This window comes from Clostridium sp. 19966, from assembly GCF_032335695.1.
Taxonomy (GTDB): Bacteria; Bacillota; Clostridia; order Clostridiales; family Clostridiaceae; genus JACTOJ01.
Window position 1 is genome coordinate 102180 of record NZ_JACTOJ010000007.1, and the last position, 15490, is coordinate 117669.

At 32.1% G+C, this 15490-nt stretch carries 15 protein-coding genes; 7 read left to right on the forward strand and 8 right to left on the reverse strand.

What is annotated here, in order from left to right:
• Nucleotides 1–320: 320 nt before the first annotated feature.
• Entirely contained in the window at nt 321–2351 is a 2031-nt protein-coding gene (locus IAI10_RS09175) for a thioredoxin domain-containing protein (protein ID WP_315673009.1), read from the forward strand.
• 197 nt (nt 2352–2548) lie between these two features.
• Nucleotides 2549–3028, forward strand: a complete 480-nt coding sequence (locus IAI10_RS09180; protein ID WP_315673010.1) for a YbaK/EbsC family protein — start codon at nt 2549–2551, stop codon at nt 3026–3028.
• 84 nt (nt 3029–3112) lie between these two features.
• Here IAI10_RS09180 and IAI10_RS09185 read toward each other — a convergent pair whose 3' ends face one another.
• The 3 genes from IAI10_RS09185 to IAI10_RS09195 all read right to left on the reverse strand — a co-directional run bounded on the left by IAI10_RS09185 (nt 3113) and on the right by IAI10_RS09195 (nt 6085).
• A complete protein-coding gene (locus IAI10_RS09185) occupies nt 3113–4531 on the reverse strand; it encodes a DUF6179 domain-containing protein (protein ID WP_315673011.1) in 1419 nt (472 codons plus the stop codon).
• Entirely contained in the window at nt 4524–4973 is a 450-nt protein-coding gene (locus tag IAI10_RS09190) for a DUF6323 family protein (RefSeq protein WP_315673012.1), read from the reverse strand. Before IAI10_RS09190 ends, IAI10_RS09185 begins: the two co-directional genes overlap by 8 nt.
• Before the next feature lie 149 nt (nt 4974–5122).
• Nucleotides 5123–6085 (reverse strand): LysR family transcriptional regulator, encoded by a 963-nt coding sequence (locus IAI10_RS09195; protein WP_315673013.1) that lies wholly within the window; start codon nt 6083–6085, stop codon nt 5123–5125.
• Between the two features lie 138 nt (nt 6086–6223).
• Here IAI10_RS09195 and IAI10_RS09200 point away from each other — a divergent pair, with 138 nt between their 5' ends.
• Nucleotides 6224–6964: a YoaK family protein gene (locus tag IAI10_RS09200; RefSeq protein WP_315673135.1), complete on the forward strand. Its 741-nt coding sequence runs from the start codon at nt 6224–6226 to the stop codon at nt 6962–6964.
• A 10-nt stretch (nt 6965–6974) separates the two neighbouring features.
• On the opposite strand, the gene IAI10_RS09205 is transcribed toward IAI10_RS09200, so the two are convergent.
• The 4 genes from IAI10_RS09205 to IAI10_RS09220 form a co-directional block, all read right to left on the reverse strand.
• The gene (locus IAI10_RS09205) at nt 6975–7976 is read right to left on the reverse strand and encodes a rhodanese-related sulfurtransferase (protein WP_315673014.1); all 1002 of its coding nucleotides are present in this window, start codon (nt 7974–7976) and stop codon (nt 6975–6977) included.
• A 137-nt stretch (nt 7977–8113) separates the two neighbouring features.
• A complete protein-coding gene (locus IAI10_RS09210) occupies nt 8114–9385 on the reverse strand; it encodes a ferric reductase-like transmembrane domain-containing protein (RefSeq protein WP_315673015.1) in 1272 nt (423 codons plus the stop codon).
• A 31-nt stretch (nt 9386–9416) separates the two neighbouring features.
• Nucleotides 9417–10685 carry a ferric reductase-like transmembrane domain-containing protein gene (locus tag IAI10_RS09215; protein ID WP_315673016.1) on the reverse strand — a complete coding sequence of 423 codons (1269 nt, stop codon included), beginning with the start codon at nt 10683–10685 and terminating at the stop codon, nt 9417–9419.
• An 11-nt stretch (nt 10686–10696) separates the two neighbouring features.
• Entirely contained in the window at nt 10697–11263 is a 567-nt protein-coding gene (locus IAI10_RS09220) for a CDP-alcohol phosphatidyltransferase family protein (protein WP_315673017.1), read from the reverse strand.
• A gap of 206 nt (nt 11264–11469) precedes the next feature.
• On the opposite strand from IAI10_RS09220, the gene IAI10_RS09225 reads away from it, so the two are divergent.
• Genes IAI10_RS09225 through IAI10_RS09240 form a run of 4 tightly spaced genes read left to right on the forward strand, consistent with a single transcriptional unit; the run spans nt 11470 to nt 14787 of the window.
• Nucleotides 11470–12084, forward strand: coding sequence for a TetR/AcrR family transcriptional regulator (locus IAI10_RS09225; protein ID WP_315673018.1), 615 nt, complete (start codon nt 11470–11472; stop codon nt 12082–12084).
• 19 nt (nt 12085–12103) lie between these two features.
• A complete protein-coding gene (locus tag IAI10_RS09230) occupies nt 12104–12847 on the forward strand; it encodes an HlyD family efflux transporter periplasmic adaptor subunit (protein ID WP_315673019.1) in 744 nt (247 codons plus the stop codon).
• 6 nt (nt 12848–12853) lie between these two features.
• Nucleotides 12854–13648, forward strand: coding sequence for an ABC transporter ATP-binding protein (locus IAI10_RS09235; RefSeq protein WP_315673020.1), 795 nt, complete (start codon nt 12854–12856; stop codon nt 13646–13648).
• A 2-nt stretch (nt 13649–13650) separates the two neighbouring features.
• Nucleotides 13651–14787 (forward strand): ABC transporter permease, encoded by a 1137-nt coding sequence (locus IAI10_RS09240; protein WP_315673021.1) that lies wholly within the window; start codon nt 13651–13653, stop codon nt 14785–14787.
• Nucleotides 14788–14875: 88 nt separating this feature from the next.
• Here IAI10_RS09240 and IAI10_RS09245 read toward each other — a convergent pair whose 3' ends face one another.
• The gene (locus IAI10_RS09245; protein WP_315673022.1) at nt 14876–15253 is read right to left on the reverse strand and encodes a CBS domain-containing protein; all 378 of its coding nucleotides are present in this window, start codon (nt 15251–15253) and stop codon (nt 14876–14878) included.
• Nucleotides 15254–15490: the final 237 nt, after the last annotated feature.

Sequence of the window (15490 nt, forward strand, 5' to 3'; positions counted from 1 at the left end):
AAGCTAAAGCATACTAACTCATCTAATAGACTGTTAATAGTATTTCTACTAGCAATTATTAATATATTTATGCTTTTTACAGTAATATTCTGCAATTTATTATAATTTAAGTGCTTATGATAATTCATTATAAACTATTATTTATTTTAGCATACATACATTCAATTAAATTAGTTAATTCTAATTTAAATGGAAATACTACTAAAAATGTTGGCTATATTTTAAAAAAATGTTGATAAAGACTTTGATTGCTCTGAAACTCCAAAGATAATATCAACATTTTAAAACAGATCCAAAATATTATGAAAGAATGTGATGATATGCCTATTAAAAATAAAATGCCGAATCCATTGATTAATGAAAAAAGTCCTTATCTTCTCCAACACGCCTATAATCCTGTGAATTGGTATTCCTGGAATTACGAAGCCTTTGACAGGGCTAAATCAGAAGATAAACCTATATTTCTTTCTATAGGCTATTCCACCTGCCATTGGTGCCATGTAATGGAAAACGAAAGCTTTGAAGATAATGAAGTGGCTGATATACTAAATAAAAATTTTATAGCTATAAAAGTGGACAGAGAAGAGAGACCAGATATAGACCAAATCTATATGAACGCCTGCATAGCTCTTACAGGCAGCGGAGGCTGGCCGCTAACCATAATTATGACTCCAGAACAAAAGCCGTTTTTTGCTGCTACCTATATTCCTAAAAATAGAAGAATGGGAATGAAGGGCTTAATAAATATTCTTAACGAGGTGACTAACACCTGGGAAAAAAATAAAGAAGCTTTATTAAAGTCTAGTGAGCGAATAGCCAATGCATTAGTTACAGATGCGAGCTCAAAAGGACAGCTAGCTGAAAAAATCTTTGGCGAAGCCTTTAATCAATTCAAAGATGATTTTGATAATTATTATGGAGGCTTTGGTTCTTCTCCAAAATTTCCAACACCGCATAATTTAATTTTTCTCATGAGATACTCTCATGCCTTCAAAGATGAAGATGCTTTAAAAATAGCCACTAAGACTCTGGATTCTATGTATTCTGGCGGAATCTATGATCACATTGGAGGAGGCTTTAGCAGATATTCTACAGATAGGAAATGGCTTGTTCCCCATTTTGAAAAGATGCTGTATGATAATGCTCTGCTTGCCTTTACCTATACTGAAGCCTTTAAAGCCACTAGAGATAGAAAATATTCGGGTATTGCTAAAGAAATAATAGATTATATATTAAGAGATATGACTTCAGAAGAGGGAGGATTCTACTGTGCAGAAGATGCTGATTCAGAAGGCATTGAAGGTAAGTTTTATGTATGGAGCTTAGCTGAGATAATTGATTTACTCGGAAGAGAAGCTGGAAACAAATTCTCTGATTATTTCAATATAACCGAAACAGGAAACTTTGAAGGAAAAAACATTCCTAATTTAATAAAAAAATCTATTCCAAAAGAAGACGCTGAATTTATAAAAAGCTGTAAAAATATATTATTTAAATATAGAGAAAAAAGAGTTCATCCACACAAGGACGATAAGATTCTCACTTCCTGGAATGGGCTTATGATTGCCGCTCTAGCCTATTGCGGAAGGACACTAAAGGAAGATGAGTATATTTCTGCTGCCGAGAAATCAGTGAATTTTATATTTAAAAATTTAATAGATAAAAACGGACTTCTTATGGCAAGGTATAGAGATGGCAATTCAGCTCTTAATGCCTATGCAGAAGATTACGCCTTTTTAATATGGGGACTTATAGAATTATATGAAGCTACCTATAATTCTGATTATCTGGAAAAAGCTTTGAAGCTTAATGAAGATCTCATCAAATACTTTTGGGATGAGAAAAGCGGAGGATTATTTCTTTATGGAAGTCACGGAGAAAAACTTATTTCAAGACCAAAGGAAATATACGACGGCGCTATCCCATCCGCTAATTCTGCTGCCGCTTTAAATTTTATAAATTTATCTAGGCTTACAGGCAGATATGATTTAGAGGATAAGGCAGAAGAAGTCTTCAAAGCCTTTGGAAGAGAAATATCCAGCCATCCTATGGCTTATTCTCTATGTCTAACAGCATTTCTGCTATCTCGCAGCAAGACAAAGGAAATAGTAATAGTCAAAGGTGAAAATGAAGAAACTTCAAAGGAATTTATAAATTATATAAACAGCATCTACTCCCCATTCTCTTCTTCCATATATTATTCTCTAGAAGATGAAAAAATCAAGAAAATATCTAATTTTATTTCAAATTATTCCGCTGTAGATGGTAAATCAACAGCTTATGTATGTGAAAATTATACTTGCAGTGAACCTGTTACAAGGCTGGAAGATTTAAAAAAGCTAATCAGATAATCAGTAACACATTTTATCAAAATTTATTGCTTATTTTTGCTAATTTAGTTGTATAATAAAGCTATAAGCTGAAAATTTATTATTAATTTAGGCTTTTTCATACTACTATATCAATACAGCTATTAGTTTAAGATAAGGGAGGTGAATTGTTGTAAAACCTTTATTTAAATTCATAAGGTTTCCACAACAGCATAAGCATGTCATCTGTATTAAGTAAAAGCGCTCAAAAAGTTCAGGAGGTACTTAACAAATTTAATTATGAGCTAGATGTAGTAGAACTTTCAGATTCCACTCGTACAGCTCAGGAAGCAGCTGATGCCATAGGCTGCACCGTAAGTCAAATCGCTAAATCCTTGATATTTAAAGGCAAGGTATCTGGCAAGCCGATACTAATAGTGGCCAGCGGCTCTAATAGAGTAAACGAAAAAGCTGTTAAAGCGCATCTAGGTGAAAAGCTTGAAAAGGCTGATGCAGATTTTGTCCTAGAGCACACAGGCTTTGTAATAGGTGGAATACCGCCAATAGCCCACAAGGAACCCATCATCACAGTAATAGATGAAGATTTATTTCAATATGATGAAATATGGGCGGCAGCTGGTACTCCACATGCAGTTTTCAAATTGACTCCAAGTATATTAAAAGAAATCACAAACGGTGATATAATTTGCATCAAGTAAAATTGCTAACTTTAAAATAAAGTTTTAGATAAGTTATATCCCTTAGCTTATTTAAAACTTTTTTATAATATTATTATGATTTTATCAATAAAACTTAATTTCCTCATAATCCACTTCATTAATTAGTTTTTCAATGTTTTTAACTTTTTTCTCATCCAGACTCTCCAAAAATTTAGTAAAATATCTTTTCCATTCTTCTTTCATACTACTATCTCCCATTGATAGAAGCCACCTAAAATCCCTTGAAAAATCTCTAAGCTCCTCATAAAAAACAATCTTTGTCAATATGGTTAATTCTATGTCTCCCAAAGCCTTAAATATTTCCATATATTCATTTTCAAAAATACAGTCCCCTTCTAACATATCAATAAAATCTTGAAGGGAATTAATTTCAGAATCTATAATATCAATTTTTTCTTCTATATTTCCCGCTTCTAATAGTTTGTTAATTATTTTCTTAAAAGCTGCATCCTCCATTCTTTGTCCATTATCGAAAGTAAACTCACATTTCTTAGCTTCAGCTTGCTCTATAACAACAAGTGAATTCAAACAATTATTTTTAAGTGCGTTGCTTATTCGCTTCTTAAATAATTCCTTGTAGCTGGTTATATAATCAATAAGCTTCTTATCCTCTATTTTCATATCAATAATTATTTTTTCCACAGCTTTATCTACAAGTAAATTTACTGAAAAGACATCAATATTTATAATCCTCTTGTTTAATTGATAGAATTCTTCATATGAAATAAAAAGTTCATCTGCATTTTTTCCACACATACCCGAAAATATAGAGTTATTCAGTAAAACTTCAAAGATATTTATCAATTCGATTCTATGATTGAGCCTGCATAATCTTCCAAAGCCTTCAAGCAGCTTATTTATAGTTTCCTCTGAAAACAATTTGCAAAATTTTGTTTCTATGTTGAGGTTTTCTAAATAATTACCCATATAGGATATTCCCCTAACCCTCATATCATCAAATACTAAGGGATAATCAATACTAGCCATGGCATTATGAGCGGAAAAAACTATATTATACTTTTGAAAAAAAATCTCTATACCTTCATCTATCGTAGAATTGTAGGCTTCAACTTCAACTTTTAATCTGTCTCTCTTTGTCCTTAGATAAAGCTGTTTTGTGTCCCTAACATAATCCTGCAGCATTATTAATGCGTTTTCATACATACTTTTCATATTCTTCTCTTTTAGTTCTTCCAATGCCTGTTGATGATCATTAATTCTTAAAAGGTAAAAATCTAAACCGTATAAAATTGAGTTCATAAGACTTTCTGTAGTTTCAACAGTAACGGATGAACTTTCCCCATTGGTGTAGTCCATTATATGCTCTTTAAGTAATTCCATTAACTCTAGCTGAATTCTCATCAGTCCCTCATTCTCTAATTTCCCCATTTTCATCCCTGATTTTATTAATGAAACTACATACTGATTTTTATCCATGTTCTGCAGGTTAAAAATATCTTTATCGCAAGCAATATTATTCATTATCACTTATCCTTCCACTTCTAAAATTTCTTGCAAACTTCTCCAAATTTACATTCAATAATTCTATAGAGCCTTCACATTGATTTTCAAAAGCATCTTTCATCAATCCAATTATTTTATCATCTCCTATAGCATCTTCCGTTTCATTTTTTATATAGTAAAAAGCTTCTTGAAGATCATTTAATATAAATAAGTAATTTTCATCATTGATAAAAGCAGAACTGCTAAAGGAAATAATTATCTTTTTGGTTGTATCAAGGTTAATATCAACTCTTCCTAGGTTGTTTAGTAATTTGTCTCTAGTTTTAAGAATTGCTTTGGCATCATCTTCTGCAAGTGTTAAAGAATCTTTGTGCATTTCTTTATTTAAAGAAAGTATTTCATCAATATTTCTCTGGCTTATTGAAAGTTTTTGTGGATTAAAAAAATCTGGCAGATTCATAAAAATCCTCCTCAAAAGTATTGACTTTTTTCTTGTTATATGCTATGATATAATTGGTATTTTATATTGTGTTATATATTATAATGACTTATTTAATTTTTGTCAAATTCGATTGCAATAAAAAAGAGCAAGCTATTTTTTAGCTTGCTTTATTTATTGCGATTTTTTATATAAACTTTTATATAATTTTCATAAGCTATCTTATCTTCATACTTTTTAGCCATAATACTCTTTGAGATATCTATAAAGCCTTGGGTAACCTTAGATATATATTCTCCCTTCCTATAAGCTATAGCAAGAATAAACTCTATATCCTCCATAAGAAAATAGTTGTTATCTTTCTCTATATTTAAAATACTTAAAATATTCTCTGGTATAAAAGTACATCCCATCCCCTGAATCGCAATTCTATGAGCCGTATCAAGATTAGTAACCTCAAAAAGTACTTTGGGATTGAAATCAGCTTTTTTAAATATTTCATCAGAGGCTTCTCGCATTTTTTGACCTTCCCTAAAAAGTATAAAATTTTCTTGCTTGAAGGAATCAAAATTAATGTTTCCAATTTTGTTTCCATCATTTTTTATGTAATTTTCATACCTTTCTGGAGCTACAAGAAATATTTTTTCTCGGGTTATTGCTTCATAATCCAGCTGTTCATATTGAATAGGAAGATATATTATGGCTATGTCTATCTTATCACTTATCAAAAGCTCCTCCAGTTTAGCCTTAACATCCTCCTCTATAACTATTTCCACCTCAGGAAACTGCTTGTGAAACTCAGGTAATATTAGAGGGAGTACATACCTTCCAGTTTGTATTGGAATTCCTATCCTTATTCTTCCCATTTTAGAATCAACGATATCGCTTAATTCCTTTTGCAGCTGTTCATTTAAATTAATAATATTTTTAGCAGTTCTTATGTATTTCTCTCCTGCAAAGGTAAGAGTTATCGAATTTCCTCTTCTATTAAATAATTTTACTCCCAGGCTGTTTTCCAATCTTATTATATATTGACTTAGAGAAGGCTGTGATATATAAAGTTTTTCTGCCGCTCTGGAAATGCTTTTCTCTTCAGCCACAGCTATTATATATTCCCATTGATGAAAATCCATAAAAAATCCTTCCTTCCTAAAGTGATTATAGCTTTATACTATTAATTATATAATATTAATAGTATTATACATATAGCAAAAAGGGATGTATAATAATTATGGTCTAATTTTTGTTTACATCTCTGAAAGGAGTCCTTAATTTTGGTTAATAATATACATTTTAATATAAAAAAGAAACTAAATATTCCTTTGATAACTGCAGAATCGCTTACTCTTGGAATACTACTGGCAGCGGTAGGAGGATTTTTAGACGCATATACTTTTATAGGCAGAGGTGGTGTCTTTGCCAATGCACAGACAGGTAATATAATCATGGTAGCTTCAAGTGCTATCAGCGGAAACTGGAGAGAAAGCCTTACTCATGTACTTCCTATATTAGCCTTTATTGTCGGTGTCATTGTGTCTGAAACTTTAAGAGAACATCCTCCTTTAGTACTTTTAAGAGACTTGCCTTGTACTACGCTAATAATAGAAGCTGCAATTCTTTTTATAATAGGTTTTGTGCCAAATACTGTACCAAATGATATAGTAAATATCAGCATTTCTTTTGTGGCGTCTCTTCAATATTGCGCCTTTAAGAAATTGATTAACGTACCTTTTGCTACTACCTTTTGCACAGGTAATCTTCGTTCAGCTTCCATCGCTGCTTATTCTGCCTTTACCAAAAAAGATAGAGAAGCTTTAATAAAATCAGCTAGATATTTTACTGTCATATTTTTCTTTTTCATAGGCGCTATTGTGGGGGGAATCCTCACTCTTAATGTTGGTGCTAAATCCATATGGGCTGCGGTGATTGTGCTTATACTTTCATTCATATTACTAAATATAAATGAAACAGAAATTGAAGAAGCCATGGATGATAACTCCAAGGCTTCCTAACAAAAATTTATTAACTTAGCTTCTTCAATTTTTCAGATACTTCTTTAGCTTTAAGATGATGCTGTCCGTAAGCATTATACATTTTTAGCTTTTGTTTAAGTCTCACCCTAGCATCCCGCTGAGGGTGAGTTTTTATATATTCTCTGCACTCCTCTGAGCAAAAGCCTTCATATTTTTCTTCACAAGCTTCGCAGCAAAAATGCTGATGATGGCAATCGTCATTAGTGCAATTAATATATCTGTCTGTAGCTTCACCGCAGTGGATGCATTTTGAAATAACAACATCCTCCTCAGTATGGTTTATTGGTACAGCTATTCTATCATCAAATACATAACATTTTCCATCCCATAGTCTTCCCTGAATATCTGCATCTTTACCATAAGTCACTATGCCGCCTTCCAGATGATAAACTTCATTAAAACCATGTTCTAAAAACACCCCCGTAAGCTTTTCGCATCTTATGCCTCCAGTGCAGTAGGTCATTATCTTTTTATCCTTATGTTCAGATAGATTTTCATCAATCCATTCAGGAAATTCCTTAAAATTTTCCACCTCTGCCTTTATGGCTCCTCTGAAATGTCCAAGATCATATTCATAGCCATTTCTTCCATCCACTATGACTACATCATCCCTTTGAAGCATTTCATACCATTCCTCTGGTTTAAGATAAGTTCCTACTTTTTCATTAGGATTAACATCATCCTCTGGAAGAAGGGTTATAATGCTTTTTCTAGCTCTAACATGCATTTTCCTAAAAGCCATATTATCCTCTTCATCTATCTTAAACACCATATCAGAAAATCTATGATCCTCATGAAGCACATCCATATATATTTGAGTCTGTTCATAAGTACCCGATACTGTTCCATTTAAACCTTCTTTTGCCACTAATATACGGCCTTTCAAACCAAGCTTCTTGCAGAAAGCTAGATGCTCCTCAGCGAACTTCTGCGGATCCTCTATTGTTACAAATTTATAATACAATAAAACCCTATATGGTTTTTCACTCATAACTCTCACCTCATTTTATCCGTTTCATTTAATACAGAATATATAATATATTAATAATACGGAATTGTAAATAATAATTTATATCATTTGATAAAAATTATTATTAAAGTTATGAATTGTGTTTAAAGCATAGCTTATTATTTAAATTGAAAATGTTCGTAATGAAAATCATTTATGTTTAGATCACTATCTTCAAATTGCTGCATTAGGCTGTTTCTCATAGGCTGGGGTCCGCAGAAATATACATCTATAGGTGCTCCTATGTTATTCATATATTTTTTTATTGCATTTACATTAAGGAACCCATTCTTTTGTGAATTGAATAAATGTAATCTTACATTTTCATCATTTGCCAAAGAACTTAGTTCTGCAGTATAAGCTCCCTCTTCTGGATTATTATAAGCATAGAAGAAATCTACAGAGTAATTCTTAGGGATTCCAGCCTGCATGAAACTTCTAAAAGGAGTAACTCCAATTCCTCCTGCAATCCAGATCTGATTTTTTCTTCCTTCCTTATAATCAAATTTTCCGTGAGGCCCAGCCACTTTAAATTCATCCCCAAGCTTGATAGTCTTAAATAATTTATTGGTATCATCTCCAAGACCCTTTATAGTAAATTGTATCTGTCCTTTTCTCGGAGCTTGACTTATAGTAAAGGGATGAGAGTTAAACTTGCTTTTCCCATTAGGTATTTTCAAAAATGCGAATTGGCCTGGTACAAACTTCATGCTTCTTCCTATACTTTTTCCTGTTATTTCAAGAGTGCCCTTTGCAACTAATTGAAGCTTTTCAACTTTAAATCTATATTTAAAGGCAACAGCTTCATATAAGAATATACTATATATAGCAGAGGCTATACCTATTAGATTAGTTAGATTCATCCATATGCTATAGGAACTTAAAGAAAACGTGTCGTAATTGGCACTGCCGTAATAATGATATATTCCCATAGCATAAGCTAAAATCATAAACTTGTGGATATTTTTCCATCTTTGATAATTTAGCTTTTTAGCTACAATAGCGATTATAACTAAGAATATAAAGAGATACATGCTTATTCTTCCAAGCAAAGCATATTTGTCTAATGGAGCTTTCAGCATATCTCCAAATGCAAAGCCTTCTCCTATATAGATTGTTATATCATGGATTAAGACTAGTAAAAGTGCAGAAATACTTAGATACTTATGATATATATATGATTTATCCATTCCATCAAATATATCATCTAAGCTTTTGTGCCTAGTGGATATAAAGTTTATCATGGCAAATAACACCAGGGCTATAGAAGCTATAAGCTGAGAATACTGAGACATCGTTGATATATTCTCATTAGGCTTTGTGAAAATCCAAGTATCAAAAGTTATTATTATGCCCAAGATAATTACCAAAATTCCAAATTTCTTTTTCATGTTAACCTCCCTAATTTTAAAACATAGCTATTTATTTAAATTGAAAATGTTCATAATGAAAGCCCTTTATATTAAGTGCGCTATTTTTAAATTGCTTTTTAAGTATTTCTCTCATAGGCTTTGGCCCGCAGAAATAAACATCTATAGGTTCATTCTTATTCACATAATTGCTTATAGCCTCTACAGTTACATACCCTCTTTCTTTTGAATTAAATAAATGCAATCTCACATTTTCATCTTCTGCCAAAGCTTCTAATTCTTCCGTATAAGCACCTTCCTCCGGATTATTATAAGCATAGAAGAAATCTACAGAATAATTTTGTGAAACTCCAGCTTGCATAAAACTTCTAAATGGAGTAACTCCAATCCCTCCTGCAATCCAGATTTGATTTTTAACACCTTCCCTGTAATTGAATTTACCATGAGGTCCTGCTACCTTAAACTCGTCTCCAACCTTAAGGGTTTCGAATAGCTTCTTTGTGTCATCTCCAAGTCCTTTTATAGTAAATTGTATCTCTCCTTCGATAGGTGCCTCACTTATAGTGAATGGATGGGAAAGAAACTTATTATTCTCATTCACTGCTTTTAGGAATGCAAATTGTCCTGGTCTAAAGCTTATGCTGTTTCCTAAGCTCTTGCCTGTAATCTCTAGAGTATCTTTAGCCACTATGTTTAAGCTTGAAACCTTGAATCTGTATTTAAAAGCAATAATTTCATATAAAAATACGCTATATACAGCTGAAGCTATTCCTATTAAATTCACAGCATCCATCCATAAACTGTATGGACTTAACCCTAATGTAGCATAATCTGCACTCCCATAGTAGTGATATATACCCATAGCATAAGCAAAAATCATAAATTTATGAATGTTCTTCCACCTGCTGTAATTTAATTTCTTAGCTAAAATAGCAGTAGCAATTAAAATTATAAATAGATATAAGCTAAAGCTGCCAAACATGGCATATGGATCTCTTGGTATTCTTATTCCATCTTGATGCTGAACTCTTTTTCCTATGCTTATAGTTAAGTCGTGCATAAATACTAACAGCAAAGCTGACATGCTAAGGTATTTATGATAAATATAGGATTTATCCATTCCGTCAAATAGCTTGTCTAAAACTTCATGTCTAGTAGATATAAAGTTAATTGCTGCAAAGAATATCATAGAAATTGATGCAAGCAACTGAGAATATTGTGTTACCAACGGTATAACTCTTGTAGGAGTTTCAAAGGACCAAAAAACATATGTTATTATTACACTTAATAAAATTATTAAAATTCCTAATTTTTTTTTCATATCATACACCTCTATTTAATAGTTAACTCTACAGTTTTTATTGGAGATAGGACAAAGCATCTTCTTATTCTCATATAAGAGGAGTATATTCCAGCCGCTAAAGTAACATATAAAATTAAATTAATAAAATATGCTGAGCTATCAAACATGCAAGCTAATCCAGGGATTATATAAAATACTGCTGCAACTATTCTTCCTACTTTGTCAAATACAAAAGGATTTTCTGATGTAGTATCATAAAATCTTATTATTTTTGATGTAATAGTAAACTCTATAAATTTAATGCATATAAAAGTTAAAAACCACACTGGTATTATTTTCAAGCTTATAAATACTGAATAGGCTACTAACATGTAAAATAAATCTGCAAATACATCCAATTTAGCTCCCAAAACGGAAGTAATCTGAAATTTTCTAGCTATTTTACCATCTGACAAATCAGATATGCATATAGTTAAAAATAATGCTAATAAAAAAATATTATGCCCATGTAAATACGCACTATATCCAAATACAAAAGTCATTAAAATTCTAGAAACGGTAATACTATTAGGCAAAAATTTAATTAACTTTCTCATTTTTCTAACTCCCTTATACAAAAACACTTTTTATTTATAGATAAAGTATATAAAACCTTATTTAATCTAAGCTGAGAGTTTCCTTAAAAAAAGCTGAGAAAAAAGTTAATTTTTTTCATAAAATGTATTTACAAATGTCTACCAAGATATATAATAATAATAAGTGAGTGCTCACTCATTAATTCTAAAGGAGGCTTTTAGACCCTATGGCAAGAAAAGCAGCGGAAAACAGAGAAGAAGAAATTTTAAGAGCGGCGGTTAAAACATTTTCTGAGAAAGGTTTTAATGCTGCTACTACCAGTGAAATAGCTAAAGAGGCAGGCATAGCTGAAGGAACCTTGTTTAGATACTTTAAAAATAAAAAAGAGTTATTAAATAAAGTATTTGTTTCTTACTCCCAAATGCTATCAGATGAATTGATAAAAAAACAAGTCGGAAATATATTAATTGAGAACAAAGATAAGCCACCAAAAGAAATATTAAAAATTCTAATTTTAGACAGAATAAAATTAATTGAAAAAAACATTGATGTATATAGGATAATCTTGACAGAAATACAGTATCAGCAAGAGCTAAAAGAAGCAGTAACTATGCATTTTGTTCATGCTGGCAAAAATGTACTGGCAAAATTCATTGAAGAAGGTATAGTTTCGGAAAATTTCAGAAGCATCAATGTACTTATAGCGATAAGAACTTTAATAGGAATGGTTGGCATGTACTTAATTCAAAATCACCTCTTTCCTGGCTTAGTAAAGCTCAACACTGAAGAACAAGTAGATGAAATGGTAGATTTGTTTTTACACGGAATATCTAAGCAATAATTTAAAGGAGTTGTTTAAATTGGCAAATAAAAAGATAGTTTATGTTCTATTGGTCTCCATATGCTTTAGCTTAGCAGCATGTACAAATAAAGACTTAAATAAGGATAAATACACAGGTACTGTAGAATGCAACAGCTACTATATAACCTCTGAGATAAGCGGAAAATTAAATGAAGTAGATTTACAGGAAGGCAGCGATATAAAGAAAGATAGCATTGCTGCAAAAATAAATCCCGATGCCTTACAGTTGCAGAAGAATCAAGCTGAAGGAGCACTAGAAGCAGCTCAAGCTCAATACGACAGTCTGACATCTTCTGTTGATGATAATAAAAAGAAACAGGCTGAAGGCTCTTTGAAGCAGGCAAAGGCAAATTATGATTTAGCAGATTTAAATCTTTCTAAAAGCGTTATAAAAAGCCAAAATGATGGAATAGTTGCTGATGTTTTGGTTAATGCGGGTGAAATAGTTCAAGCTGGCAGCAATATAGCTAAAGTTTTAGATACAAACAGCAAATATATAAAAATATATGTGCAAGAATCAAAACGTAATGCAATAAAGCTCAATGATAAATTAAATCTATATTACAACTCTTCCAAAGTTGGGACTGGCAAAATTTCCTTTATATCCCCCGAAGCGGAATTTACTCCTAAAAATACAGAAACCAAGGATGAAAAAAATAATACCGTATTTGAAGTAAAGGTAAAGCTTCCTAATGATTTTCAATATTCCCCTGGAACTCTTATAGATGTAGAGGTAAGGTGATTTATTATGGATTCTAATACTAATGCTATTGAAATAAAGTCCCTTACTAAAAAATTTGCTGATTTTACCGCTGTAGATAATATAAGCTTCAATGTTCCAAAAGGAAAAATATATGGTTTTTTAGGACCTAATGGCTCTGGAAAATCTACTACTATAAGAATGCTTTGCGGTGTTCTTCCTCCTACCAGCGGCACTGCCTATGTTCTTGGCTACGATGTAAGAAAGAATAGAGAAAAAATTAAAGCGAAAATAGGTTATATGTCGCAAAAATTTAGTTTATATGAGGATCTTACCGTTAATGAAAATCTAAATTTCTATGCTGGAATTTACGGACTTAACAAAAATCAGAGAGAAGAGAGAAAAAAATATATAATAGCAATGGCCGGCTTAAATGGACGAGAAAATAATATCACGGGACACCTTTCTGGAGGCTGGAAGCAAAGACTTGCCCTAGGCTGTGCACTGATTCATACTCCTGAAATATTAGTACTAGATGAACCCACTGCAGGAGTGGATCCAGTTTCGCGAAGAATTTTCTGGGAAATGATTTATACCCTTTCTCAGGAAGGCATAACCATTCTTGTAACTACTCATTATATGGATGAGGCGGAAAGCTGCGATATGCTGTCTTTCATATTCAATAGCAAGCTGATAGCTATTGGAAGTCCCAAAGAACTTATTGAAAAGGAAAATGTCAATAATTTGGAGGACGTGTTTATAAAATATGTTGAAGAAACCACTAATGAAAAAATTCAGAACTCCTTTGAGGAACTAAAAAAGATGGTTAGGAAGGAGATGTAGGTATGAATCTTCAAAGATTTTTATCCATAGTAAAAAAAGAATTTATACAGCTTAAACGTGATAGAGCCAGCTTTGGCATAGCCATAATGATGCCTATTATCATGATTCTCCTATTTGGATATGCAGTAAACACAGAATTAGATAATATATCCATGCAGGTGGTAGATCAAAGTAACTCTACAGAAAGCAGAGAATTAATTCAAAGTTTTAAGAACACAGGGTATTTTAAAATTGTATCTAAGGAAAATAGTATAACAGTAGTTAAGGATAATATAGATAAAGGAAAAATCCATGCAGCTTTGATAATACCTCCAGATTTCAGTACAAAGCTCTTAAATAAATCTCTGTCAACTGTGCAGCTTCTAATAGATGGCTCAGATCCAACTACTGCAAGAACTGCCTTTAGCAGCGGAGTCATATCCGGTCAGCAATATGGAGCTAACAAGATGCAGCAATTGAATGAAAAGCTCAATAAGACTGCCCTTGCCTCTGGAGTTCAGGTTAATACAAAAGTACTATACAATCCTGACTTAAGTAATCAAAGTTTCACTATTCCAGGTTTGATAGGACTTATAATGCAAAATATAACCATTTTATTAACAGCCTTTGCACTAGTTAGAGAACGAGAAAGAGGAACTATAGAACAGCTTACTGTATCCCCCTTAACATCAGCAGAAATAATTTTAGGAAAACTCATTCCCTATATCTTCATAGGCTTCTTTGATTTTCTGCTGTCCTTAGCCTTAGGCATAAAGTGGTTTAATGTTCCAATCCACGGAAATCTGCTGCTTCTCATATTTTTAGGAGTTGGCTTCGTAATATGTGCTTTATCCATAGGCATACTGATATCCACTGTATCCAAAACTCAGCTTCAAGCAATGCAGCTTACAATACTTGTGCTTCTTCCAAGCATTCTTCTTTCAGGCTTTGTTTTTCCTAGAGAGGCCATGCCAAAGCTCATACAGCTTATAGGAAATGTACTTCCACTTACCTACTTTCTTAATATATTGAGAGGAATAATTACCAAAGGGGTAAGCTTTAGCTATCTCTTAAACGATGTAGCCGCCCTATGCATATTAGGTGTAATCCTTCTTACCGCCAGCATAGCCAGGTTTGCATTAAAGCCCTATAACAGCTGAAAAACTATCAAAGAAACTTTTATTCATTTGCAAATGTCATAAAAAGCCCTGTTTAAACCAAACAGGGCTTTTTACTGAATGTATATAATTAATCTCGAGTACTAAAATAATCTAATAAGTCTTCTATGCTTATGATCCCTATAACCTTGCCTTCTTCAACTACCGGCATAGAAATTATGTTCTTTTCTCTAAGCTTCTTAGCCGCTGCCAAAATATCTTCCTCAGGAGATACAGTTATTACTGATTTTGACATTACCCAGTCTACCGGGCAGCTGTCATAATGTCCTGGACTAGTCATAAATCTATATATATCAGCTTTAACAACCATGCCCACTAGATTATTTAACTCATCAATTACTGGAAGTCCATTGATATGAAGCTTGTTCATTAATGCTAAAACCCCATCTATGGTATCGTTTACTTTCACTGTGTAATTTTTAGTCTTCATGATATCCTTTATAACCATAACATCATCTCCCTTATTAATTTCTATATAAATATTTTACTACATATATACAAATTTATCTATGTAAAAATCATTATACTGCAATTCGTAATATGAAATTTTAAGAAAGATAATAGCAAAGAACAGTTAAGACGTAAGAAATAAGAATTGTGGTTACTCTTATTCTCTCTTTAAAAATCCGGCTAAACAAGCTGAGAATCCTATAATCTGCATCATTATATATAGGGTATCATCACT